General features: G+C 63.7%; 22 protein-coding genes. 16 read left to right on the top strand and 6 right to left on the bottom strand.

Features of this window, described 5'->3' with window-relative positions:
- Nucleotides 1–40: 40 nt before the first annotated feature.
- Both LG385_RS07680 and LG385_RS07675 read right to left on the bottom strand, forming a co-directional pair.
- The gene (locus LG385_RS07680) at nucleotides 41–1,225 is read right to left on the bottom strand and encodes a 2-oxo acid dehydrogenase subunit E2 (RefSeq protein WP_225773762.1); all 1,185 of its coding nucleotides are present in this window, start codon (nucleotides 1,223–1,225) and stop codon (nucleotides 41–43) included.
- A gap of 1 nt (nucleotide 1,226) precedes the next feature.
- Nucleotides 1,227–3,305 (bottom strand): transketolase C-terminal domain-containing protein, encoded by a 2,079-nt coding sequence (locus tag LG385_RS07675; protein WP_225773761.1) that lies wholly within the window; start codon nucleotides 3,303–3,305, stop codon nucleotides 1,227–1,229.
- 121 nt (nucleotides 3,306–3,426) lie between these two features.
- On the opposite strand from LG385_RS07675, the gene LG385_RS07670 reads away from it, so the two are divergent.
- Both LG385_RS07670 and LG385_RS07665 read left to right on the top strand, forming a co-directional pair.
- The gene (locus LG385_RS07670; protein WP_181116511.1) at nucleotides 3,427–3,897 is read left to right on the top strand and encodes an Lrp/AsnC family transcriptional regulator; all 471 of its coding nucleotides are present in this window, start codon (nucleotides 3,427–3,429) and stop codon (nucleotides 3,895–3,897) included.
- 12 nt (nucleotides 3,898–3,909) lie between these two features.
- Nucleotides 3,910–4,233, top strand: coding sequence for a hypothetical protein (locus LG385_RS07665; protein WP_225773760.1), 324 nt, complete (start codon nucleotides 3,910–3,912; stop codon nucleotides 4,231–4,233).
- Between the two features lie 179 nt (nucleotides 4,234–4,412).
- Here LG385_RS07665 and LG385_RS07660 read toward each other — a convergent pair whose 3' ends face one another.
- Entirely contained in the window at nucleotides 4,413–5,762 is a 1,350-nt protein-coding gene (locus tag LG385_RS07660; protein ID WP_225773759.1) for an MFS transporter, read from the bottom strand.
- A 128-nt stretch (nucleotides 5,763–5,890) separates the two neighbouring features.
- On the opposite strand from LG385_RS07660, the gene LG385_RS07655 reads away from it, so the two are divergent.
- A complete protein-coding gene (locus LG385_RS07655) occupies nucleotides 5,891–6,790 on the top strand; it encodes a LysR family transcriptional regulator (RefSeq protein WP_225773758.1) in 900 nt (299 codons plus the stop codon).
- Here LG385_RS07655 and LG385_RS07650 read toward each other — a convergent pair.
- Complete coding sequence (locus LG385_RS07650) at nucleotides 6,787–7,407, bottom strand: TetR/AcrR family transcriptional regulator (protein WP_225773757.1); 621 nt, start codon at nucleotides 7,405–7,407, stop codon at nucleotides 6,787–6,789. The two genes, LG385_RS07655 and LG385_RS07650, sit on opposite strands and share 4 nt — an antisense overlap.
- Before the next feature lie 127 nt (nucleotides 7,408–7,534).
- Here LG385_RS07650 and LG385_RS07645 point away from each other — a divergent pair, with 127 nt between their 5' ends.
- Nucleotides 7,535–8,914 carry an aspartate aminotransferase family protein gene (locus LG385_RS07645; protein WP_413247308.1) on the top strand — a complete coding sequence of 460 codons (1,380 nt, stop codon included), beginning with the start codon at nucleotides 7,535–7,537 and terminating at the stop codon, nucleotides 8,912–8,914.
- Between the two features lie 27 nt (nucleotides 8,915–8,941).
- Here LG385_RS07645 and LG385_RS07640 read toward each other — a convergent pair whose 3' ends face one another.
- Entirely contained in the window at nucleotides 8,942–9,835 is an 894-nt protein-coding gene (locus LG385_RS07640) for a LysR family transcriptional regulator (RefSeq protein ID WP_225773755.1), read from the bottom strand.
- Nucleotides 9,836–9,987: 152 nt separating this feature from the next.
- Here LG385_RS07640 and LG385_RS07635 point away from each other — a divergent pair, with 152 nt between their 5' ends.
- The 9 genes from LG385_RS07635 to argE all read left to right on the top strand — a co-directional run bounded on the left by LG385_RS07635 (nucleotide 9,988) and on the right by argE (nucleotide 18,551).
- On the top strand, nucleotides 9,988–11,355 hold the full coding sequence (locus tag LG385_RS07635; protein ID WP_225773754.1) for an MFS transporter: 1,368 nt from the start codon (nucleotides 9,988–9,990) through the stop codon (nucleotides 11,353–11,355).
- Nucleotides 11,356–11,369: 14 nt separating this feature from the next.
- On the top strand, nucleotides 11,370–11,822 hold the full coding sequence (locus LG385_RS07630; protein WP_225773753.1) for a type II 3-dehydroquinate dehydratase: 453 nt from the start codon (nucleotides 11,370–11,372) through the stop codon (nucleotides 11,820–11,822).
- Nucleotides 11,823–12,192: 370 nt separating this feature from the next.
- A complete protein-coding gene (locus LG385_RS07625) occupies nucleotides 12,193–13,179 on the top strand; it encodes an ABC transporter substrate-binding protein (RefSeq protein ID WP_225773751.1) in 987 nt (328 codons plus the stop codon).
- Between the two features lie 10 nt (nucleotides 13,180–13,189).
- The gene (locus LG385_RS07620) at nucleotides 13,190–13,993 is read left to right on the top strand and encodes an ABC transporter permease (RefSeq protein ID WP_181121322.1); all 804 of its coding nucleotides are present in this window, start codon (nucleotides 13,190–13,192) and stop codon (nucleotides 13,991–13,993) included.
- On the top strand, nucleotides 13,981–14,820 hold the full coding sequence (locus LG385_RS07615) for an ABC transporter ATP-binding protein (protein WP_181116544.1): 840 nt from the start codon (nucleotides 13,981–13,983) through the stop codon (nucleotides 14,818–14,820). The genes LG385_RS07620 and LG385_RS07615 overlap by 13 nt, the downstream gene beginning before the upstream one ends.
- Before the next feature lie 153 nt (nucleotides 14,821–14,973).
- A complete protein-coding gene (locus LG385_RS07610; protein WP_225773749.1) occupies nucleotides 14,974–16,293 on the top strand; it encodes a flavin-containing monooxygenase in 1,320 nt (439 codons plus the stop codon).
- A 2-nt stretch (nucleotides 16,294–16,295) separates the two neighbouring features.
- Nucleotides 16,296–16,712, top strand: a complete 417-nt coding sequence (locus tag LG385_RS07605; protein WP_181116550.1) for a RidA family protein — start codon at nucleotides 16,296–16,298, stop codon at nucleotides 16,710–16,712.
- Nucleotides 16,713–16,725: 13 nt separating this feature from the next.
- Entirely contained in the window at nucleotides 16,726–17,403 is a 678-nt protein-coding gene (locus tag LG385_RS07600) for a DUF1028 domain-containing protein (RefSeq protein WP_225773747.1), read from the top strand.
- Complete coding sequence (argE, locus tag LG385_RS07595; protein ID WP_225773745.1) at nucleotides 17,400–18,551, top strand: acetylornithine deacetylase; 1,152 nt, start codon at nucleotides 17,400–17,402, stop codon at nucleotides 18,549–18,551. Before LG385_RS07600 ends, argE begins: the two co-directional genes overlap by 4 nt.
- A 43-nt stretch (nucleotides 18,552–18,594) precedes the next feature.
- Here the strand turns inward: argE and LG385_RS07590 are convergent, their stop codons facing one another.
- Nucleotides 18,595–19,509, bottom strand: a complete 915-nt coding sequence (locus LG385_RS07590; protein WP_225773743.1) for a LysR family transcriptional regulator — start codon at nucleotides 19,507–19,509, stop codon at nucleotides 18,595–18,597.
- Nucleotides 19,510–19,770: 261 nt separating this feature from the next.
- On the opposite strand from LG385_RS07590, the gene LG385_RS07585 reads away from it, so the two are divergent.
- Genes LG385_RS07585 through LG385_RS07575 form a run of 3 tightly spaced genes read left to right on the top strand, consistent with a single transcriptional unit; the run spans nucleotide 19,771 to nucleotide 24,115 of the window.
- Nucleotides 19,771–21,258, top strand: a complete 1,488-nt coding sequence (locus LG385_RS07585; RefSeq protein ID WP_225773741.1) for an aldehyde dehydrogenase — start codon at nucleotides 19,771–19,773, stop codon at nucleotides 21,256–21,258.
- Between the two features lie 18 nt (nucleotides 21,259–21,276).
- A complete protein-coding gene (locus tag LG385_RS07580; protein ID WP_225773739.1) occupies nucleotides 21,277–22,890 on the top strand; it encodes a GMC family oxidoreductase in 1,614 nt (537 codons plus the stop codon).
- Between the two features lie 40 nt (nucleotides 22,891–22,930).
- Entirely contained in the window at nucleotides 22,931–24,115 is a 1,185-nt protein-coding gene (locus LG385_RS07575) for a DUF1624 domain-containing protein (protein WP_225773737.1), read from the top strand.
- Nucleotides 24,116–24,137 lie beyond the last annotated feature (22 nt).

Genomic DNA, 24,137 nt, shown 5'->3' with positions numbered 1-24,137 from the left:
ACAGCCTAGCGCAACGCCGGGTACACCACCGCGCCCGGCATCAGCTTTCGAGCGGCCAGCGTTCAAGTACCTGCACAAACCGCTTGAGCCAGGCGTTGGCCTGGCTGCCATCCAGCACGCGATGGTCGATGGTGAGGGTGACATAGGCGCGCGGCCGCACTTGAAGGGTGTCGATGCCGTCCACCTCCTTGACCACCACCCGCTTCTCCAGCGCGCCAATCCCCAAAATCGCCGATTGCGGCTGGTTGATGATGATGGGCGTGGCCAGCAGCGTGCCGGCCACCCCATGGTTGGACAACGTGAAGGTGCCGCCCCGCAGGTCGGCCGCCCGCAAGCGGCCGGCGCGCGCGGCCTCGGTCTGCTCCTGCAAGCGCCGGGCGATGCCCGGGAGCGAAAGCTCCTGCACCCGATGAACCACCGGTACCACCAGGCCTTCATCACCCAACGCGGTGCCCACCCCGATGTTTATGTCTTCGAACAGCTCCAGCTCATCATCGTGCCAACGGCTGTTCACGGCCGGTGCGGCGGCCATGGCCTGGGCGGCAGCTGCGAGGAAATAGGCGGTGAAGGTGAGCGCGCAGCCCTGCTCGGCGAACCGTGCCTTGTGCGCGTTGCGGTGGGCGATGATGGCGCTGAAATCGGCTTCCACCATGGCTGTCACATGCGGAGCGGTGCTCACCGAGCGCTGCATGTGCTCGGCGATGGCCCTGCGCATGGGGCTGTGGGGTATGCGCGCTGCCACACGAGGGCCGGGGCCTTCCACGGACAGGGGCACCGGCTTCGCGACGGGTTGTTCCAGGGCGGCGACTACATCGGCGCGGGTCAACCGCCCGCCGCGCCCGGTGCCTCGGCCCTTGAGCTGCTCGGCGGTCAGGCCGCTGTCCGCCAGCAAACGGCGCACGGAAGGTGACAGCCGGGTCTCGACCGGGTCGGCGAGCGGTTCCTGGGCAGGCTGGGGTAACGTTGCCTGCAGCGGCCTCACGCTCACCCTGCCTAGCACGGCGCCGGGTTCGGCGGCCGCGCCTTCCTCCAGCACCACCTGCAAATGCCCCGCGCATGGCGCGCACACTTCCACCACCACCTTGTCGGTTTCCAGTTCCGCAACCGGCTCGTCCTGGCTGACCTCGGCGCCAGCGCCCTTGAGCCAAGTGCGCAGCACGGCGCGAGTACCTTCCTGCTGCAGGGGGGCAAGGATGTTCTGATGGCCCAGTGTCATGTCGTTCATCTCAAAACCCCAGCAGTTCATCGAGCCTGGCCTGGATACGCGCCACCGACGGCAGCACCGCTTCGAGCAGCGTGGGGTGATGAGGGCTGGGGATGTCGGGCATGGTCAACCGGGATACCGGCGCGTCGAGGTCCAGGAAGGCCTCGTCTGCCACCACCGCCGCCACCTCGGCGCCGAAGCCTGCGGTGCCCAGGTCTTCATGCACGATGAGGCAGCGGTGGGTCTTGCGCACCGAGGCCAGTACCGCGTCCCGGTCCCAGGGCATCAGCGTGCGTAGGTCCAGCAGGTCCACGGGCCGGCCTTGCGCGGCCGCTTCGCAGCGTTCCACCATCGCACCCCAGGCCACCACGGTAATGCCATCGCCGCTGAGCACCTGACGGGCCTTGCCGAACGGCAGCGTGAAGTTGTCGCCGGGGTAGCAGCGGCGCGCCGAAGCCGCATCGAGCATGGCGCGGTGCTCGAAAAAGATCACCGGGTCGTTTCCGCGCAGCGCTGTGCGCAGCAGCCCTACTGCGTCCTCGGCGTTGGAGGGCACGGCCACCTTCCAGCCGGGGGAATGCACGAACTGCACTTCGTTGGTCTGGCTGTGCCAGGGGTCGCCGCATTTGAAGAAGCCACCGGCGATGCGCACGACCATGGGCGCGGCGAAACGGTTATGGGTGCGCCAGCGCAAGGTGCCGCAGTCGTTGAGCTGCTCCACGGCGGGGTCGGCGTACTTGCGAAATTGTATCTCGGGCACCGGTACCAGCCCCGCCAGCGCCATGCCCACGGCACGCCCGATGATGCCCTCCTCTGACAGGCTGGTATCGAACACACGCTGCGCGCCGTGCTTTTCCTGCAAGCCCAGGGTTACCGCATGCACCCCGCCCTTGGGGCCGATGTCTTCCCCGAACAGCACCACCCGCGGGTTCACGGTCAGCTCGTGATCCAGCGTGCGCCGGATCGCGGCCACCATGTTCACGCGCTGCCCTTCGGGCCTGGGCGTAAGGCTGGTGGGCGGAGGTTGGTATCCCTCTGGCCACTGGCCGCCGCGCTGCTGCAAGGTCCCGTCGAAAAACACATGATCGGTGACGCGGGCAGGGTCGCTCAGAGGGCGGGCTTCGGCTTGCTCACACGCTTGGCGCACGGCTTCGGCGGCCTGCTCTTCTAGCTGGTCCCAGGCCGTGGCGCTGAAATGGCTGGGTATCAGCAGCTCGCGCAGCCGGGGCAAGGGGTCGCGGGACCATTCGCGCTTGATCGTGGCCGCTGGCTTGTAGGCTTGGGTGTCCTGGAAACTGTGGCCCTCCAGCCGGGGCACCGTCAGCCTCAGCAGGCATGGCCCGCGACGGGAGCGCACATGCGCTACGGCCTCGGCGATCAATCGGGCACTCTGCTCTGGCTGGCTGCCATCGCCTGACAGCACGTGAAGGCCCTGAAAACTACCGAGGTTGCGGGCAATGTCGCCGCCAGGCGTTTGAAAGTTCGATGGGACGGAAATCCCGAAGCCGTTGTCCTCGATGTAAAACAGCATCGGCAACTGCTGGGTGGTAGCGATAGTGAGCGCGGACCAGAAGCCATTGGTGGCCACCGAGCCATCGCCGCCCAGCACCACGCTGATCGCACGTTCGTAACCGGGGTGCCTGAGCACTTTGGTGCGGTATTCCAGCGCCTGCGCCCAGCCAGCGGTAGGCGTGTACTGGGCGCCTACCCCGCCGCACATCGGCAGCGCCGCCACGCCGCCGGGGTTGGGGTAGTTGAACACCACGCCGATGTCGCGCCCGTCCGAGTAGCCCCCGGCCCGCGCCATGGACGAGCCCAGCGCGTCGGCAAGCTCCACCCCCAGCGCCAGCAACAGCGGCCGCGAGCGGTAGTAACCACACGCGGCGTCGTGAGGATCGGTGAGTTGCAGGCCCAGGAGGATCTGCGCCAGGTCATGGCCCCGCGCCGAAAACTGGTAGAGCACCTTTTTCTGCGGCACCAGGTTTTTTTCTTCCAGCTCATCCAGCCCGCGTGACACCTTCAACAGGTACGCCACACGGGCCCAGTCCGGGGCGGCAATAGCCAAGGGCGTGGCCAGCGCTTCGCTCTGTAATACCGTCATCTTGTTATTGTCCCTTGCGGTAAAGGCGTAAGCACATGCTAGGGACAGCTGCGGAGAATAGGCTTTTTATTTTTCGCCGTTTAGGGCAGATTCGAGCATGAACCTGTTCGCTGAGCCCTATATGAATAACAAACATCAGCCAGATCCTCATTCCATGAAAATCCTTGCCGCGCTGCAGGAAGATGGCCGCCTCTCGGTGCAAGACCTGGCCAACCGCATTGGGCTATCCACTACGCCTACATGGAAGCGGTTGAAGGCGCTGGAGCTGAGCGGGGCGATCCAGCGTTACACCGCAGTGATCGACCGGGCCCAGGTCGGCTTGGCCACTTGCGTGCTGGCGGAGATCAACCTGGCGCGCCACGTGGAAAACGTGGTGGAAGCCTTCGAGCAAGCCGTGCGCGAGTGCCCGGCTATCGTGGAGTGCTACAGCACCACCGGCCAGGCGGACTACGTGCTCAAGGTGGTCACGCCCGACATCGCCCGCTACGACGCCTTTTTGCACGAAGTGATCTTCAAGCTACCCGGGGTGAATGACATCCGCTCGGCCGTGGTGCTGCGCGAGGTCAAAAGCCACGGTGCCCTGCCGGTATAACGAGGCCCGAAGATGACCACCTACCCTTCCACGCCCGACGGCCGTTACTTCGTGGTCAAGGGCCGCCTGTGGCGGTGCAGCAACCCGGCATTGCCCGAAGCGACCCGAGCCGAGTATGTGAAGGCACTGATGAATGCGCGCCGGGCGGTAAAAACCGCCAAAGCCGCCGAGGATGCCGCCGCGCTGAAGCAAGCCCGCGAGCAGGTGAATGCGGCCAAGGTGGCTTTGGGCGAACGCGGCCCGGTGTGGTGGGACGACGGCGCCCCGGACATGAATCGTTACTTGGTGAAGAACAGCCCCTATGCGCTGTGGTATGAGGCCGAGTTCGGCCTGTAGCTGCATCGGCAGAGGGGGGGAACGTCGGTGTGAGAGCTCGGTTCGCCTTCCTACCTTCCCCCAGCGCACATTCCCTGGCTACGCCAGGTCCCACAGGGGTATTGCTCCAGCCCGCGCCAACCCTGTAGGAATATGCGAAGCCTGCGAACAAAGTGGATCATTCGACTCCCAGGTAAGGCCTATTCCCCAATCACCACCCGCTCGAACCGCCCCGCCAAGAGGGTATACGCTGCGATGCCGATCAGGCCGTGGGCCGCGACAAACCAGAGGGCAGTGTTGAACGAACCGGTGGAGGCCACGAAGAAGCCGATCACCACCGGGGTAACGATCCCGGCGATGTTGCCGATGCCGTTGAACACGCCCCCGCTCAGGCCCACCATGCCTTTGGGCGCGGTGTCGGACAGCACGGCCCAGCCTACAGCCGCCAGGCCTTTCCCGAAGAACGCCAGCGCCATGAGGGCGATCACCATCCAGTTTGCGTCCACAAAGTTGGCCGAGACCAGGCTGGAAGCCAGCGCCATGCCTATCACGAACGGCGTTTTGCGTGCGCGGGACGGGTGCACACCCTTGCGGATCAGATAGTCGGATACCACCCCGCCCAGCACCCCGCCAGAGAAGCCGCAGATGGCCGGCAGCGCGGCCACCCAGCCGGCTTCCATGATGGTCATGCCGCGGCCCTTGATCAGGTAGATCGGGAACCAGGTGATAAAGAAGTAGGTGAGCGCGGTGATGCAGTATTGGCCCAGGTAGACGGCCCACAAGGTGCGACTGGTGAACAGCTGCTTCACCTCTTGCCACTTGAGTTTGGGCTTTTGCTCGCGGCGGGTGGTTTCCAGGTCCACTAGGGCGCCGCCGTCACGCATGTAGCTCAGTTCAGCCTCGCTCAGGCGCGAATCGCTGAAGGGCTCGCGATACAGGGCGAACCAGAACACCGTGGCCACCAGCCCCAGGGCGCCCATCCACAGGAACACGTGTTCCCAGCCCCACGCGTGGGTGAGCCAGGCCATCAGCGGGGCGAACACTACCACCGCCATGTATTGGGCGGAGTTGAACAGCGCCGAGGCGGTACCGCGCTCGCTGGTAGGAAACCAGCACGACACGATGCGGTTGTTGGCCGGGAACGCAGGAGATTCCACCAGCCCGAGCATGAAGCGCATGCCGAACAGCGTCAGCGCCGCCATCGAACCTACCAGGCCGATCCAGCCCACCGTCCCTTGCAACATGGTGAACAATGACCATAGGAATAGGCTGCACCCGTACACCCGCCGCGCGCCGAACTTGTCCAGCAGCCAGCCGCCCGGAATCTGCCCCAGCGCGTAGGCCCAGGCGAAGGCGGAGAAGATCATCCCAAGCATGATCGGGTTCAGGCCCAGGTCTTTCACCACACCGGTACCGGCGATGGACATGGTGGCGCGGTCGGCGTAATTGAGCACAGTGACGATGAAGATCAGCGCGAGGATCACGAAGCGGCGGCGGCCGACCCGTGCCTGGGCAATGGGTGCGGCCATTGAGGCGGTTCTGGCGGTCATGGCGGTCTCCGGCCTCCTTCAAGGGAGGTTTATTGTTGGAATCGGTGTAGCCCTGCAAGCCCAGCGTAGGAAACCCAGCCATGCGCGTCTAACATAGATACTGAATGGATCAATACAAGAATTGAATCGTGGAACTGCATCAGCTTCGTTGTTTCGTTACCGTGGCCGAAGAGCTTCACTTCGGCCGCGCGGCCAAGCGGCTGTTCATGACCCAGCCGCCCCTCAGCCGGCAAATCCAGTTGCTGGAGCGTTCGCTCGGGGTCACGTTGCTGGAGCGCAGCAACCGCCAGGTCAAGCTCACCGTCGCCGGCCGCCACTTTCTGCGGGACGCCCGCCATGTGCTGAGCTACTCCGAACAGGCCGGTAACTCGGCGCGCCGCCTGGCCCACGGCGAGGCCGGGCGGTTGATGCTGGGCTTCACGGCCGTCTCCGGTTACGCGCTGATCCCGGGCATGCTTGGCCACGCCCGTACCGTGCTGCCCGACGTGGAAGTGGAGTTGCAGGAGATGGTATCCGGTGCCCAGGCCGAAGCGCTGGCGGCGCAAATGATCGACATCGGCTTCGTGCGGCGCGCGGCGGCGCAGGATGAAATGGACTATCAGCTGATCTGCCGCGAACCGCTACTGGTCACGCTGCCCAGCGGGCACCCTTTGGCGGCCCATGAGCGCATTGGGTTACCTGCCCTGGCCGAACACCCCTTCGTGATGTACGCACCTGATGAAGGCCGCTATTTCTATGACTGCATCGCCGGCCTGTTCGCAGCCGCCGGTGTCACCCCGCGCTACTTGTATCACCTGGGGCAAACCCATTCGATCCTTGGCCTGGTACGCGCCGGGCTGGGCGTGGCGATCGTGCCCGCGGCAGCCCAGGACCTCTACCCTGGCCAGCTGGAGTTCCGCCCGCTGCTGGGCGCCGAAGCGTTCGCCGAAGTGCACATGGCCTCGCGCAAGGATAACGATAACCCGGCGCTGGGACCGTTCCTGCGAATGGCGCAGGCGTACTTCGCCAACCTTGGCCGCCCAGCCTAGTGGCGCAGCATTCCTATGCACAGCAACTCGAACACGCTGCGCATATGCCGCGCGTGGCCGGCCCGGTCGGGCTCGGCCTCGGTGGCCAGCCGAATGAATGCCACGTTGGCGTACTGGTTGAACACCGTGGCGGCCACGTCCACATCGGTGGCGTCGCTGACCAGGCCCTCGGCCTTGAAATGCTCCAGCACGGCACGGGCCTGCTCCACCACAGCGGCGTTCCAGGGTTGGAATATTTCCGCCATTTCGCCCGTGAACAGGTAAGGCGCCAGCTCTCGCCAGAGCGAGGCCGGTAAAGCGTCCAGCTGATTGCGAGTCATCAGTTGCTCAAGGTCACACAGCGCTTCCAGCGGATGCCGGTACGCTGGCAAGCGATGGCGAAATTCACGCATCGCTTGCTGGTCTGGCTCGCTGAGCAGCGCCAGCAGTATCTGTTGCTTGCCGCCGAAGTAGTTCACCACCGTGGGCGCGGACACACCCGCACGGCTGGCGATCTGATCAAGCGTGGTGGCGGCGAAACCATTGGCGACAAATGCCTCCAACGCGGCGGCAGCAATCTGCTGGCGCCGCTGCTGTTTCTGGCGGGCCCTCAGGCCAGGGGTTTCCGGGTCGTTCATGGGCACGATTCGCGAGTGCTGGAGAAGTAGACGCTACCGGAAACGCTTTCCCATTAAAAATATTTTGTTTACAAAAATATTTTTGCATGCGAAGAATTGCTCCCCACTTCTTCCAGAGGACATGACCGTGGCCCAGCCTTCTGTAAAACGCAGCACCGAGGACTACCAGGCGCTGGATGCCGCGCACCACATCCATGCCTTCGTCGATCAAAAGGCGCTGAACGCCAGCAAGCCCCGGGTGATGGTCAAAGGCGACGGGCTCACGTTGTGGGACAACGACGGCACGCGCTACCTGGATGGCATGTCGGGGCTGTGGTGCACCAACCTTGGCTATGGCCGCAAGGACCTGGCCGCCGCCGCTACCGCTCAGCTGGCCGAGCTGCCTTACTACAACATGTTCTTCCACACCACCCACCCCGCGGTGGTGGAGCTGTCCGAGCTGCTGTTCAGCCTGCTACCCGGCCACTACAGCCATGCGATCTACACCAACTCTGGCTCCGAAGCGAACGAGGTGCTGATCCGTACCGTGCGGCGGTACTGGCAGGTCATGGGGCAACCCCAGAAGAAAATCATGATCGGCCGCTGGAATGGCTACCACGGCTCTACCTTGGCAGCGACGGCGCTGGGCGGCATGAAATTCATGCACGAAATGGGCGGGCTGATCCCGGACGTGGCCCATATCGACGAGCCGTACTGGTATGCCCATGGCGGTGACCTCACCCCGGAGGCATTTGGCTTGCAAGCCGCACGCCAGCTGGAAGAAAAAATCCTCGAACTGGGCGCCGAAAACGTGGCGGCGTTCGTGGCTGAACCCTTCCAGGGCGCCGGCGGCATGATCATTCCACCCGCCACCTACTGGCCGGAAATCCAGCGCATCTGCCGCCAATACGATGTGCTGCTGTGCGCCGACGAAGTGATCGGCGGGTTCGGCCGCACCGGCGAGTGGTTCGCGCACCAAGCGTTCGGCTTCGAGCCCGATACCCTGTCCATCGCCAAGGGGCTGACCTCAGGCTACATCCCCATGGGTGGGCTGATCCTGTCGCGGCGCATGGCCGAGGCCCTGGTGGAGAAAGGCGGTGTGTTCGCCCACGGCCTTACGTATTCAGGGCACCCGGTAGCCGCTGCCGTGGCCATCGCCAACCTGAAGGCCCTGCGGGACGAAGGCATCGTGGAACGGGTGAAAAGCGATACCGGGCCTTACCTGCAACAGCGGTTGCGGGAAGCGTTCGAACATCACCCGTTGATAGGCGAGATTCAGGGCCTTGGCATGGTCGCAGCGCTGCAGTTCGCTGAACACCGCGCCACCCGCAAACGCTTCGACAACGAAAATGACATCGCCTGGCGTTGCCGCACCATTGGCTTCGAGGAAGGCATCATCATCCGCTCCACACTGGGCCGAATGATCCTTGCGCCCGCGCTGATCGCCACCCATGCGGACATCGACGAGCTGGTGAACAAGACCCGCCTGGCCGTGGACCGTACCGCGCAGGAAATTGGCCACGGTTGACCCAGCTGGGCCGCGCCGCGCTGGCGTTCAGGCGGTTCGGCCCCAGGCATTGGCCTCTTCGATAAAGTGCAGCACCGCGCTGGAGCGTTCATCGATACGGGAGATGAGCGATAGCTCGCTGACCATTTCCGGCTGCGCCAGCGGCACGATGTGCACGCCGGGCATGGTCAGCCGCGCCACGGGCTCAGGCACGATGCTGACGCCGATACCGGCCGCCACCAGCCCCGGGATACTCATCAGCGAGGGCACGTAGCGGATGTTGCCTGGGTGCAACTGGTTTTGCCGGCACGCCTGCAAGGTATGAGAAGTAAGGCCGATGCCGGCCGGGTCCTGCAGGAAAATGAATTGTTCATGCCTGAGGGCCGCCAGCTCTCCGGAAAAGCTGTGCGCCAGCTCGTGGTTATCCGGGATCAGCAGCACCAGCCTGGCGTGGCTGAACGGGTGCGTGCGCAGGCGCTCGGGCAGGTGGTCCTTGAACACCCGTGCAAACGCCAGGTCGATGGTGTGGTCCAGCAGCCCCTCGAACTGGCCGCGAATACCGGCGTCCACCAACGCCACGGTCACCTGTGGGAACGCGCTGAAGTAGTAGCGCAGCAGCTGGGGCAGGTTCGGCTCGAGCAGCGCCGAATGGAAACCGATGTTGATCTCACCCACTTCACCACGCCGCGCCCGCCGTGCCGCCGCAACCGCACGCTCACCCTCTTCGATCGACTGCCGTGCATGGGGGAGAAAGGCGTGCCCTGCTGGCGTGAGCGCTACGCCCCGCCCTTCTCGCCGGAACAGCGACAGCCCGAGCTCTTTCTCAAGCGTGCGGATCAACTGGCTGAGCGCCGGCTGCGCGATACCGAGGTGTTCAGCGGCCTGGCTGAAATGCTGGAGGTCAGCAGCAACCACGAAGGCTTTCAGATGACGGAGTTCCATGGCGCGCACTCATAAGGCGGCCTTATGGATTTGCTCGGCCAATGCCAGTTATTTTGCGGGTGCGTTGGAGTACCGTCCAGTCACGTCTTCCCCTGTGCATGCTTCGGCGCCAGGAGCGGGCCCATAACCATAAAAACAATGGCAGGCTTCTTATGAACGCAACCACCGGTTCTCCCCACGCTTCGCACATGCCGCGCCGGGCCGTTACCGCCGCGACCATCGGCACGGCGCTGGAATGGTTCGATTTCACCCTGTACGGCGCGGTGTCGGCCACCGTTTTGCCCAAGCTGTTCTTCCCGGCGATGGAGCCCACCGCCGGGCTGCTCGCCTCGCTGGCGACCTTCGGCGTAGGCCTTGCCGCGCGGCCACTGGGTGCGATCACCTGCGGCTACCTGGGCGACAAGCTGGGCCGCCGCAACCTGATGCTCGCCACCGTCACCATGATGGGCCTGGCCTCGGTACTGATGGGGCTGTTGCCTACCTACAACCAAGTGGGCGTATGGGCCCCGGTGTTGCTGGTGATGCTGCGCATCATCCAAGGCTTCGCGCTTGGGGGGGAGTCGACCGGCGCGCAGCTTATGGCCCTGGAGCATGCCGCCCCTGACAGGCGCGGGCGCTATTCCGGCCTGCTGGGCTTATGTTCGCCGTTGAGCCAGATACTGGCCAACGCAGTGCTGATGGCCCTCGCGGCGACGTTAAGCGCGGAACAGTTCGACAGCTACGGCTGGCGAATCCCGTTCCTGATGAGCTTCGTGTTGGTGGTGGTGGCTATTTTCATCCGCCTGAAGGTGGACGAAACCCCGGCCTTCGTTGCGTTGAAAAGTGCGTCAGTCAAACAAGTGCGCAGCCCGTTGAAATCCGCCTTGAGCGGCCACGGCAAAACCATCACGCGGCTGATGCTGTTCTTCTGCTCGCCAGCGGCGCTGTTCTACCTGATCGTGATCTTCTCCCTCAGCTACCTCACCAAGCACCTTGGCTTGAGCCAGTCCACGGGGTTCATGTCGCTGATGGTCGCCAACGTGTGTGCAATCGTTGGTGCGTTGGCCGGCGGTTACCTCTCTGACCGGTGGGGCCGCAAGAAGGCATTGGCCTTTGGCTCCTGCATGACCCTGCTGATCCTGATGGTGTACTTCCCGATCCTCGATACCCGCAACCTGGGCGCAATCATGGCGATCATGGGGCTGTTCCTGGGCTTTACCCAATTCCAGAGCGGCATTCAGCCCGTGGCCTTCGCCGAGGCATTCCCCACCCAGGTGCGCTACTCCGGCTCGGCGCTCGCCTATACCGGTGCCAACCTGCTGGTAGGCGGCCCCATGCCGATGATCGCGGTATGGCTGATGAGCCAGTCCGGTAACTCCCCATGGCCGCTGGTGTCGCTGTGCGCGGCGATCAACCTGGTGTCCCTGGCGATGATCTGCATCGGCCCGGAAACCCGGGGCATCGACCTCAACCACGTGGTGCCCGAACAGCCAGACGATGAGCAGCGGAACGCGCTCTTCGCCAAACAATTTTCCAAATGACCCGGCAGACCTCCATGAACCGTACCGTCTTTGTACTCAATGGCCCCAACCTGAACCTGCTGGGGCGCCGCGAGCCTCATATCTACGGCCATACCACCCTGACCGACATTCAGCGGCTTACCGAAGCCACCGCTGCACAGCTTGACCTGCGCTGTGACTTTCGCCAGACCAACCACGAGGGTGTGATGGTTGACTGGCTGCAGGAAGCGTTCGAGCAAGGCGCGGCGGTAGTGATCAACCCGGCGGGCCTGTCCTTCCATTCCATTCCCGTGCTCGATGCGCTGAAGCTGATCGAAGCGCCGCTGGTCGAGCTGCACCTGTCCAACATCCATGCCCGGGACGAACTGCACCGCCACTCCATCATGTCCACGGTGGCCAACGCGGTGATCTGCGGGCTGGGCGCGCAGGGGTACCCGTTGGCGATCAGAGCGGTGGCCGGGTTGCTGGAGGCCAACACGAACCCGTAGCAGCAAGGCTTGCCTGCGACAGAGCCTGCTGAATCTACGGCCCTTCCATGCCGGTCGCAGCTAAGGCCGGCTGCTACAGGCGACGCGCCACCGCGGAATCTGCGCCCCTGCCGGGCCGGTCGCGGCCAAGGCCGGCTGCTACAGCTCGGCCCTGCCCGCGTGGTGGCGGCCGAAGATAACTTCGGCCCCTCGCCGTTAGCTTTTTCCTCGTTCCAAACCACATATTTAATAATTTTCCTTCCCCTCCCAATCGGCCACCATCGCCTTGCCCCACCGATCAAGGCTCGTCAGAAGCCGTACCTTCCTTCGCTTTTCGCTTCCTGCCCAGACAACTCGAACAACCCTTCTCTGTCGATCTCGGGAGTGATTCATGGTCCATTCTTTCGTTTCGCGTTGCGCCACGCTGCTGGCATCCGGTGCACTGTTGGCTGGCGCCGCTACTACGGCGCAGGCCGGCACGCTGTCCATCGGGCATACCACCTGGGTGGGCTACGGCACGCTGTACCTGGCCCAGGATCTGGGCTACTTCAAGGAGCAAGGCCTTACAGTCGAATTGCCCACCATCGAAGAAGCCTCCATGTACATGGCCGCGCAGGCGTCGGGCAAGTTGTCTGGCTCGGCCTCTACCCTGGATGAAATCCTCAAGTACCGCCCACAGTTCTGCTTCAAGGCGGTGGCCGCGCTGGATGAAAGCTATGGCGGCGACGGCGTGGTGGTCGGCAAGGATGTGAACAGCCTCAGCGACCTGAAGGGCAAGGCCATTGCGGTGAACGAAGGCTCGGTGTCGCAGTTCTGGCTCAGCTACCTGCTCAAGCAGGCGGGCATGCAGATGAGCGACCTGAAGATTCAGAACATGACCGCAGACGATGCCGCCACCGCCTTTATCGCCGGCCGCGTGCCTGCCGCCGTGACCTGGGAGCCGCACTTGTCCATGGTGCGCAACAAGCAACAGGGCAAGGTGCTGGTGGACAGCAGCAGCACCCCCGGGGTGATCGTTGACGTGGTGGCGCTGAGCTGCGACGTGATCGAGAAGCAGCCCGCCGACGTGAAGGCGCTGGTGAGTGGCCTCTACAAGGCAGTGCAATACACCAAGGACCATCCTGAGCAGGCCTATGCCGCGATGGCCAAGGGTGTGGGCGGTTACCTGGCAGACCCGAAAGAACTCGCCGCCGCCGCCAAGGGCGTGCGCTTCTACGACCAGGCCATGAGCGAGAAGCTGCTGGGCAGCAACGGCAAGCCGGGCGAAGCCGCCGCGGTATTGAAGCTGGCCAACGAAGCCGCCAGCGCCTTGCAAGGCAAGCCTTACAACGTGACCTACGACGAACTGGTCGATAACCGCTTCGTGACGCCCAAGTAAGGAGCCTTCCATGTTCAAGCGCAGCTCATGGCTGAACCGGTGCATCACACCGAAAACCTCGTTGCCCATGCCCGTGGTATGGAGCGCCAGCGCCCTGGCCTGGGCCTTGATGATCGGCCTCTGGGCGGGTTTGTCGTACGGCGGCATAGTGCCGGCGATGTTCCTGCCCACACCCGGTGCGGTCGTGGATGCCGCGCTGCGGCTGTCGCGGGACGGCGCGCTGAGCGAACACGTATGGGCCAGCCTGGAAGTGGTGATGGTGGGCTTTATTGTGTCCTCCATTGTGGCCGTACCCCTGGGGCTGCTGATGGGCAGCTTCCGGGTGGTGCAGGCGTTCCTTGAACCAGTGGTGAATTTCATTCGCTACCTGCCGGTCACCTCGTTCGTGCCGCTGTTCATCCTCTGGATCGGCATCGGTATCGAGCAACGGGTGTCGGTAATCATCTTCGGCGTGTTCTTCCAGCAACTGGTGATGATCGCCGACGTGTCCCGCGGGATTTCCCGGGACCTGGTCGACGCCTCCTACACCCTGGGTTCGAACCGCCGCGATGCCTTGGTGCATGTGATTGCCCCGGCCTCGGTGCCCGGCATTCTCGACACCTTGCGGGTGACCATGGGCTGGGCCTGGACTTACCTGGTGGTTGCCGAACTGGTAGCTGCCTCCAGTGGCCTGGGCTACCTGAGCCTCAAGGCCATGCGCGGCTTCCAGGTGGACGTGATCTTCCTGGCCATTGCGGTGATCGGCCTGTTGGGCCTGATCACTGACCAACTTTTCCGTCTGATCCGTTTGAAGGTGGCAGCATGGGCACAATAACCGCAGCGTCCAACCGTTTCGGCGGCGTGGCTGCCGGCCAGGCCGGCGCGCCTGCCGCCGCGACCAGCTTGAAGATCGACAGCGTGAGCCTGCGCTATCCCACCCCGGATGGCGGCGTATTCACCGCGCTGGAAAACGTGTCGCTGGAGGTAAAAGACCAGCAGTTCGCGGTGCTGGTAGGGCCTTCGGGCTGCGGCAAGTCCAGCCTGCTGTACCTCACCGCTGGCCTGGCTGAGCCCAGCGGCGGCGACATTTTCGTGAACGGCAAGGCGGTGGACGGCCCCGGCGCGGACCGTGGGATGGTGTTCCAGGCCTACACCCTGTTCCCGTGGCTCACCGTGCGGCAGAACATCGAGTTCGGGCTCAAACGCCGCAAGGTCGGCGCCGCCGAACGCAAGGACATCGTTGAGCATTATCTCAACGAGGTGGGCCTCACCCGCTTTGCCGACAATTATTCCAAGCAGCTGTCCGGCGGCATGAAGCAACGGGTGGCGATCGCCCGGGCGCTCGCCAACGACCCGCAAATCCTGCTCATGGACGAACCCTTCGGCGCCCTGGACAGCCAGACCCGCCTGCAAATGCAGCAACTGCTGTTGAAGGTCTGGGAGCACAGCAAGAAGACGGTGTTGTTCGTGACCCATGACATTGACGAGGCCATTCTGCTGGGCGACCAGATCTTCGCCATGGGCGCGCGCCCGGGGCGTATCAAGAAAGTGCTGGACGTGCCCATAGAACGGCCGCGCCACCTGGACATGGTGATGGACCCAGGGTTTATATCGATGAAAAAAGAAATCTTTCACTTGTTACACGAAGGCGAAGAACATTGACAGCGCCGTTAGTTAACGCGGGCATTCCAAAGTTACCTACTCGCTACAGCAGCACTTCGCTCAAATATATTCAGTGCCCAACTTAATACTATTTTACCGGTGCCCTGCCCCGCTCTAGCCTGATGTAACACGGTCTTCTTCAAGGAAACACCGATGACACTGAACAATACTTTCATCGACACACTGGTGGTTGGCGCAGGGCAAGCCGGCGTGGCCATGAGTGAACACCTGGGCGCGCTGGGCGTGCCCCACCTGGTACTTGAACGTAGCCGTATCGCCGAAGCCTGGCGCACTGGCCGCTGGGATTCACTGGTCGCCAACGGCCCAGCGTGGCATGACCGCTTTCCCGGGCTCGAATTTGCCAGCGTTCACCCGGACGGCTTTGCCGGCAAGGACGACGTGGCCGCCTACTTCGAAACCTACGCACGGCAGATCAACGCCCCGATCCGTACCGGCGTGGAGGTCAAACGAGTGACCCGCAACGTCGGCCGCCCAGGGTTCACCGTGGACACGTCCGAAGGCACCCTCGAGGCCCGCCGCGTGGTGGCCGCTACCGGGCCCTTCCAGCGGCCAGTGATCCCGGCCATTGCGCCGGCCATCGAAGGTTTGCTGCAACTGCACTCGGCCGAGTACCGCAACCCACGGCAGTTGCCCGAAGGGGCGGTGCTGGTAGTAGGTGCGGGCTCGTCCGGCGTACAGATCGCCGACGAACTGCGCGGCGCCGGGCGGCAGGTCTACCTCTCCGTCGGCGCCCATGATCGGCCGCCGCGCGCCTACCGTGGCCGGGACTTTTGCTGGTGGCTGGGCGTGCTCGGCGAATGGGACGCCGAAGTGCGCAAGCCGGGCCGTGAGCATGTGACCATCGCGGTGAGCGGCGCCCATGGCGGACGCACCGTGGACTTTCGCGCGCTGGCCCACCAAGGCATCACCCTCGTTGGCCTTACCCGCGCCTTCGATAACGGCGTGGTGAGCTTCGCGCCAGACCTGGTCGACAACCTCGCCCGTGGCGACGAAAACTACCAGGCGCTGCTGGACGCGGCGGACGCTTACATCGCCCGTAACGGCCTGGACCTTCCCGAAGAGCCCGAGGCACGGCGGGTGTACCCCAACCCTGACTGCGTGACCCAGCCGCTGTTGTCGCTGGACCTGGCCGCCGCAGGTATCACCTCGATCATCTGGGCCACCGGCTACGCGGTGGACTTCAGCTGGCTGGAAGGCAACGCCCTGGATAGCGCCGGCAAGCCCCAGCACCAGCGCGGCGTGGGCAGCGAGCCGGGCATCTATTTCCTGGGCCTGCCGTGGCTCACCCGGCGTGGCTCGGCATTTATCTGGGGCGTGTGGCACGACGCCCGCCACATCGCTGGCCACATCGCCAAGCAACGCACTTACGAGGCGTATGAAAGCGGCCCGCTGCCCGCCTCCTCCCACCCAGCCAGCCCTATGCCGAAGCGTTCGGCCGTCGCAGGAGTTTGACCATGGCCCAGCCAACCCATACCCGCATTCGCATGTTCAATACCCGCGACACCTACCCCAACCAAACCCTGGACAACGATCTGTGCCAGGCGGTACGCGCCGGCAATACGGTGTATGTGCGCGGCCAGGTGGGCACCGATTTCGACGGCCAACTGGTGGGCCTGGGTGACCCCCGCGCCCAGGCGGAACAGGCCATGCGCAACGTGAAGCAGTTGCTTGAAGAGGCTGGCAGCGACCTTAGCCACATCGTGAAAACCACCACCTACCTCACCGACCCTCGCTACCGCGAGCCGGTGTATCAGGAAGTGGGCAAATGGCTGAAGGGCGTGTTCCCCATCTCTACCGGCCTGGTGGTTTCCGCGTTGGGCCAGCCCCAATGGCTGATGGAAATCGACGTGATCGCAGTCATTCCGGAATGACAGGAGCCAGGCCATGACGTTTTCCATCGTTGGGCGGTGCGCCGAAACAGGGCAGCTGGGCATTGCCATCAGTTCTTCCAGCATCGCCGTAGGTGCGCGCTGCCCGTGGCTGCGCCCGGGCGTCGGCGCGGTGGCCAGCCAGAACATCACCCTTCCCGCACTGGGCCCGGAGGTACTCGATGCGCTGGAATCAGGCCTGGCGCCCACCGAGGCTGTGGACCAGGTGCTCACCCGCAACGGCTATAGCCAATACCGCCAGCTTACCGCCATCGATCACCTGGGCCGCACCGCGCACTTCAGCGGCGGTGAAACCCTGGGCACACACAATGCGTTAGCCGGCGAGCAATGCGTGGCGGCCGGCAACATGCTCGCCGATACGGCAGTGATCGCGGCAATGGTAGAAGCGTTCGAAACCGCCGAAGGGCAACTGGCTGACCGTTTGCTCGCGGCCCTCACCGCGGGCCAGCTCGCTGGCGGCGAGGCGGGCCCGGTGCACTCGGCCGCGCTGGTTGTGGTAGGCGAGCTGACCTGGCCAATCGTCAACCTGCGGGTGGACTGGGCCGACGCCGACCCCATCGGCAAACTCGGCGAACTCTGGCAGGCCTACCGGCCCCAGTTGCAGGACTACATCGACCGCGCGCTGGACCCGATGAAAGCCCCCGGTTATGGCGTGCCGGGTGACGACCGATGAGCCATAGCCAGGCCCTGTTGCGCGAGCTGGTGGCCTTCGACACCACCAGCCGAGAGTCGAACCTGGCCTTGATCGACTTCGTGGAGCGCTACCTCGCCCAGCACGGCGTGGCCGCGCAGCGCGTGTACAACACCGAGCGCAGCAAGGCCAACCTGTTTGCCACGATCGGGCCGGACGACTGCCCTGGCATCGTGCTGTCCGGCCACACCGACGTGGTGCCCGTGGACGGCCAGGCCTGGACGTTTCCCCCCTTCGCGCTGACTGAGCACAATGGCCGGCTGTATGGCCGCGGCACAGCCGACATGAAGGGCTATATCGCCTGTGTGCTGGCGCTGGTGCCCGCCCTGCTCGAAGCACCGCTGCGCCTGCCGGTGCACATCGCGCTGTCCTACGACGAAGAGGTCGGCTGCCTCGGTGTGCGTGCTTTGCTCACGGCGCTGGAAGCACGGCCGATCAAACCGAGGCTGTGCATCATTGGCGAGCCTACCGAGTTACGGCCCGTACTAGGCCACAAGGGCAAACTGGCCATGCGCTGCGACGTGCGCGGCCATGCCTGCCATTCGGCGTATGCCCCACAAGGGGTAAACGCTATCGAATACGCCGCCACACTGATCAATGAACTGGGCCGGATCGGCGACGGTTTGAAAACCCCGGACCAGCACGATCCCCGCTTCGATCCGCCCTTCACCACCGTACAAACGGGGATGATCAGCGGTGGCCAGGCGCTGAACATCGTGCCGCAGGAGTGCCGGTTCGATTTCGAAATCCGCGCGCTGCCGGCGCATGACCCGCACGCCGTCGCTCAAACGTTGCAACGCTATGCGCAGGAGCATGTATTGCCCCGTATGCAGGCGGTGAGTGCCCAGAGTGGTATCCGCTTTACCGAGCTCTCAGCCTACCCCGGCCTGGCCACCAGCCCGCAAAGCCAGGCGGCCGAGCTGATCGCGTCGTTTTGCGGCTCCACGGCGTTCGACACCGTAGCCTTTGGCACCGAAGGGGGGCTGTTCGACGCGGCCGGCATCCCTACCGTGGTGTGCGGCCCCGGCAGCATGGACCAGGGTCACAAGCCGGATGAGTTTGTGTCGCTGGAACAGCTGGCCACCTGCGACCGGATGCTGCAAAAAATCCTCGCCTTCGCCCGCGCGTAGGGGCGGGTGAAACCCGCGAACCCTGGGCAAGTTACCGAGCCAATCAACCGTCCCGCCCCTTCCCCAGCTCCTCCTGGCAATAATCCACGAACAACTGCGCAGGCTTGGTGAGCTGGCCTCTGCGCAGCCAGGCGGCGGACAGGCCGGAGCCAGTGACGGTTTCGGCCAAGGGTACACACACGATTTTCTGGCCGTCGTAGGCGTAGTCCGAGAACGGCTTGGTCACCAGGATGGAAAACCCGAAGCCCCGGGCAACCATGCCGCGCACCATCTCGATCGAAGGCGAGCTGAACACGATGTGGGGGTTAAGGCCCAGTTCTTCGAAGATGCTCACGAAATAATTACGGCTGGGGAGCACGTCCAGCAGGATCATCGGCTCGAGCACCAGATCGTTCAGCGACACCTTGGCCTGCTGGGCGAAACGGTGCCCTTCGGGGAGCAGCGCATGGGGCTGCTGCGGGGGCATCAGCGCAACGGTTTCGATGGTGCTGTCCAGCTCGTGCTCGTACAGGATGGCCAGGTCGATGCTGCCCCCGGTAAGGGCTTGCACCAGCTCTTGCTGCTCGCCGTCGCGAATGCGGATTTCCACTCCCGGCCACCGATCCCGAAAGCCTGCGATCAACCGCGGCAGGTACAACGGCGCCACGGTTTCGAAGCAACCGATGTCGATCTGCCCGGCCACCACATCATTATCGGCCAGGGCGTTCTGCTCGAACTCGTGGGCTACCCGCAGCAGCTCCAGCGCCTTGCGATAGAACCGCGAACCGCTGGGCGTGAGCGACATACCCTGGGCATGATGACGGATGAACAGCTGCACGTTAAAGCTTTCTTCCAGCTGCTTGATCGCGGTAGACACCGACGGCTGGGCGATATACAGCTTGCGCGAAGCTTCAGCGACGCTGCCGCACTCTACCGTGGCAATGAAGTATTTAAGCTGGCGCAAGTTATAAGCGGCCATTGCAACCTCCAAGGTGTCGTTGGCCCGAATCCTATCAACTTTGTTGGATGAAAGCGCAGCGGAATAATATTTATTCGACGGGTGTTTTGCTTTATTGGTCCGTAACTGTGCACTCGCCCCAAGCGCGCACCAGTAACGTGCCTGCTGGCAATGTTTCGGATAACGCTAAAACATATATTTAATATTTTATCGCCGCTTCGCCCCGGGCCACTATCACGGTAATTGCCGCACCCCACAAATTGACGTCGAGGGTATTACTGGATGGATTTCAACAGCTGGCAACGCCTCGCCGAACAGCAAACCTTCATCGACCGCGCATTGATCAACGGCCGGCCGCACGCCGCTCAAAGCGGCGAAACCTTCGCGGTTATCAATCCGGCCACCAATCATCTGCTCGCCCATGTAGCCGCCTGTGGCGAAGCGGACGTGGATGCCGCAGTAAAGGTAGCCCGTCACGCCTACGATCAAGGCCCCTGGGCAAGAATGGCACCGCGTGAGCGCAAGGCCGTTTTGCTGCGACTGGCCGAGTTGCTGTTGGCTCACCGGGAAGAACTGGCCCTGCTCGATTCGCTGAGCATGGGCAAGCCGGTGATGGATGCCTACACCATCGACGTGCCCGGGGCAGCGGGCGTATTCGCCTGGTACGGTGAAGCGCTGGACAAGCTGTACGACGAAGTTGCGCCCACCGGCCGCGATGCCTTGGCGACCATTACACGTGTGCCGCTGGGTGTGGTCGCGGCCGTGGTGCCGTGGAACTTCCCGTTGGACATGGCGGCCTGGAAGTTGGCCCCGGCCTTGGCGGCGGGTAACAGCATTGTGCTCAAGCCCGCCGAGCAATCGCCCTTCTCTGCCTTGCGCCTGGCCGAACTGGCGATGGAGGCTGGCTTGCCGGAAGGCGTGTTGAACGTGGTCACCGGCCTGGGCGAGCACGCGGGCCGCGCCCTTGGGCTGCACCCGGATGTGGACGCCCTGGCCTTCACCGGTTCCACCGCGGTGGGCAAGTTGTTCATGCAGTACTCGGCACATTCCAACCTCAAGCAGGTATGGCTGGAATGCGGCGGTAAAAGCCCGAACGTGGTGTTCGCCGACTGCAAGGACCTGGACCTGGCGGCAGAAAAAGCAGCCTTCGGGATTTTCTTCAACCAAGGAGAAGTGTGCTCGGCCAATTCGCGGTTGCTGGTCGAACGCGCCATTCACGACGAATTTGTCGAGCGCCTGGCCGAAAAGGCCAAGGCGTGGCAACCGGGTGACCCCCTGAACCCTACCAGCCGCATGGGCGCGATCGTGAATGCGCGGCAAACCGAGCGCATCGTTCAATACATCGCCGGTGCCGAGGCCAGCTCCGCGACCTGCGTCACCGGCGGCCAGCAGCTGACGATCAATGGCTCGAGCAACTTCATCCAGCCCACCATCTTTACGGGCGTAACCGCGGACCAGCCGTTGGCGCGCGAAGAAGTGTTCGGCCCGGTATTGGCGGCAACTGCCTTCGACAGCGAGGACGAGGCCGTGGCCTTGGCCAACGACCACATCTACGGCCTGGCGGCCTCGGTGTGGAGCGACGACCTCAACCGCGCCCACCGCGTTGCCGGGCGCCTCAACGCCGGCACTGTGTCGGTGAACACCGTGGATGCGCTGGACGTGACCGTGCCCTTCGGCGGCGGCAAGCAATCAGGCTTCGGGCGCGACCTGTCACTGCATTCGTTCGACAAATACACCCAGTTGAAGACCACCTGGTTCCAGTTTCGCTGAAGCCTCCAAGGAGCACCCATGAGCGGGGATTTCGATTACATCATCGTTGGCGCGGGCTCGGCAGGCTGCGTACTGGCCAACCGCTTGAGCGCAAACCCGGCCAACCGCGTGTGCCTGATCGAGGCCGGCCGCCACGACAACAACGTGCGCATCCACACACCCGCCGGGACCATCACGCTGTACAAGAGCAAAACCTACAGCTGGAATTTCCTCTCAGCGCCGCAAAAAGCCTTGAACAACCGCCGCCTGCACACCCCGCGCGGCAAGATGCTCGGCGGCTCCAGCTCGATGAACAGCATGATCTACATCCGCGGCCACGCGTCGGATTACGACCGCTGGGCGGCCGCCGGTTGCCCCGGCTGGGACTGGCAGAGCGTGCTGCCCTACTTCAAGAAATCCGAGCGTAACCTGCTGGGCCAGAGCACGGCTTACCACGGCAGCAATGGCGAGCTGCATGTGGATCAGCCTCGCGACCCTAACCCGGTGTCCCGGTTGTTCGTGAAGGCCGCCGAGCAGGTCGGCTTGCGCCGCAATGACGACTTCAATGGCGCTGAACTTGAAGGCTGTGGCCTCTATAACGTGACCCAGAAGGATGGCAAACGGCTGTCCAGCTACCGTGCCTTCGTGCAGCCGGTACTCAACCGGCCCAATCTCACCGTGATGACAGACTGCGCGGTCACTTCGCTCGCACTGGAGGGCAAGCGCGTCACCGGCGTGAACATCACTCGGGCCGGCGTGGCTCAGCGGTTGGTTGCACAACGCGAAGTAATCCTGGCCGCGGGCAGCCTGGGCAGCCCTCAGTTGCTGTTGGCGTCTGGTATCGGCCCGGAAGACGAACTGAAACAGGCCGGGATACGCCCGCTGCATCACCTGCCCGGCGTGGGCAAGAACCTGCAGGACCACCTCGACGGGCTGATTACCATCCGCTCCAAAAGTGCTTCCACCCTCGGCTTTTCGTTGGGTGCGCTACCCAGCCTGCTGAGCGCGCCGTGGCGTTACCTACGAGGGCGCAAGGGCTGGCTTACCACCAACTATGTGGAAGCTGGTGGCTTTGCGTGTACGCCCCTGGCCGATACGTTGCCCGATGTTCAATTCCACTTTGTGCCGGGTTACCGCAGCCACCGTGGGCGGCTGTTCGAGTGGGGCCACGGCTACGCCGTGCATACCTGCGTGCTACGCCCCAAAAGCATCGGCGAGCTGCGATTGCAGGCCAACGGCGAACTGGTCATCGACTTCAACTTCCTCGCCGAGCCCGAGGACGCCAAAGTGCTGGTGGAGGGCCTGAAACTTGCCCGCAAAGTGCTGGCCGACCCCCTGTTCGCGCCTATCCGAGGTACCGAAATGCTCCCCGGCGAGCAGGTGCAAACCGATGAGCAACTGCTGGCGTACATCCGGGAAAATGCCGCCACCGTGTTCCACCCCGTAGGCACCTGCAAAATGGGACAAGACCCGCTCAGCGTGGTCGGCCCGGACCTTTGCGTTCACGGGCTGGAAGGGCTTCGGGTAGCTGATGCCTCGATCATGCCCACGCTGGTCAGCGGCAACACCAACGCACCCTGCATCATGATTGGCGAAAGAGCGGCCGACTTCATTCTCGGTGTTACCGCGTTCGAGGAGATGAAACGCGCGTGAATGGTATGTTATGTTGTAACGCCACCGTTCGAGTTGACGTATGTTGCTTTCAGTGCGGGCCGTTCCCCTCTCGGCCCCTTCTTCGATTACCGCTACCGCCCGCCTGGGTGCCATCGACGCCCTGCGCGGGCTGGTGATGCTGTTCATGCTGGTGGACCACGCCCGCGAAACCTTCTGGCTGCACAAACAGGTCGGCGACCCCATTGATGCGCTGACGGTGGACCCCGGCCTGTTCCTCACCCGGCTGCTCAGCGCCCTCTGCGCTCCGGTGTTCATTTTGCTTACCGGGCTATCCGCCTGGCTCTACAGCCAGAAGCACAGCGCCCGGGACACGTCGGTATTTTTGCTCAAGCGGGGCCTGTTTCTGATCGTGCTTGAACTCACTCTGGTGAACCTTGCCTGGAACGGCACGCTGCTGCCCGAGACCCTGTGGCTGCAGGTGATCTGGTGCATTGGCGTGTGCATGCTGGTACTGGCCGGCGCACTGCATTTCAGCCGGCCCATGGTGATTGCCCTGGCCGTGGCAATCATCGGCGGGCACAACCTGCTGGACTCGGTGGTGTTGACCAGCGACTCACCGCTGTTTGTGCCCTGGTCGATATTGCACCAGCGATCGTTTATCGAACTGGCGGAGGGTATGCGTGCCCGCACCACTTACCCCGTGCTGCCGTGGATCGGGGTGATTCTGTTGGGGTGGGCCATGGGGCCGTGGTTCAGCCAAGGGGTTTTGCCGGCGCGACGGCGCCAGCGCTTGCTCAACACCGGGGTGGGGCTGCTGGTCGCTTTCGTGGCGATTCGCTGGGCGAATGTGTACGGTGACCAGCCTTGGGTACACACCGGGGATACGCTTGGAACCGTCATGAGCTTTCTGACGGCACGGAAATACCCGCCTTCGTTGATGTTCCTGCTGCCTACCTTAGGGCTGGGCCTTGTGCTGCTGGCGGCGCTCGAACGCGTTCAACACTGGCGCGGTACTGCGGTGCTGGCCCTGTACGGCGGCGCGCCGATGTTCTTCTACCTGCTGCATTTGTATGTGTTGAAGGCCCTGTATATCGTCGCGGTCAGTGTGTGGGGCACGAATCAGGGGGCTTATTACGGGTTCGAGAACCTGTCCGCAATCTGGCTGTGCAGTGCGGTACTGGCCGTGTCGCTCTTTTACCCCACACGGTGGTTCGCTGCCCTCAAGCAGCGGCGGCGGGATATGGCGTGGTTGAAATATTTCTAAGCCTGTCCAGCACCTTGCTGGC

It is taken from the genome of Pseudomonas sp. Marseille-Q5115 (assembly GCF_916618905.1).
Taxonomy (GTDB): domain Bacteria; phylum Pseudomonadota; class Gammaproteobacteria; order Pseudomonadales; family Pseudomonadaceae; genus Aquipseudomonas; species Aquipseudomonas japonica_A.
The sequence above is the reverse complement of the archived record's forward strand: the minus strand, read 5'-3'. Positions and strand labels throughout refer to the sequence as shown.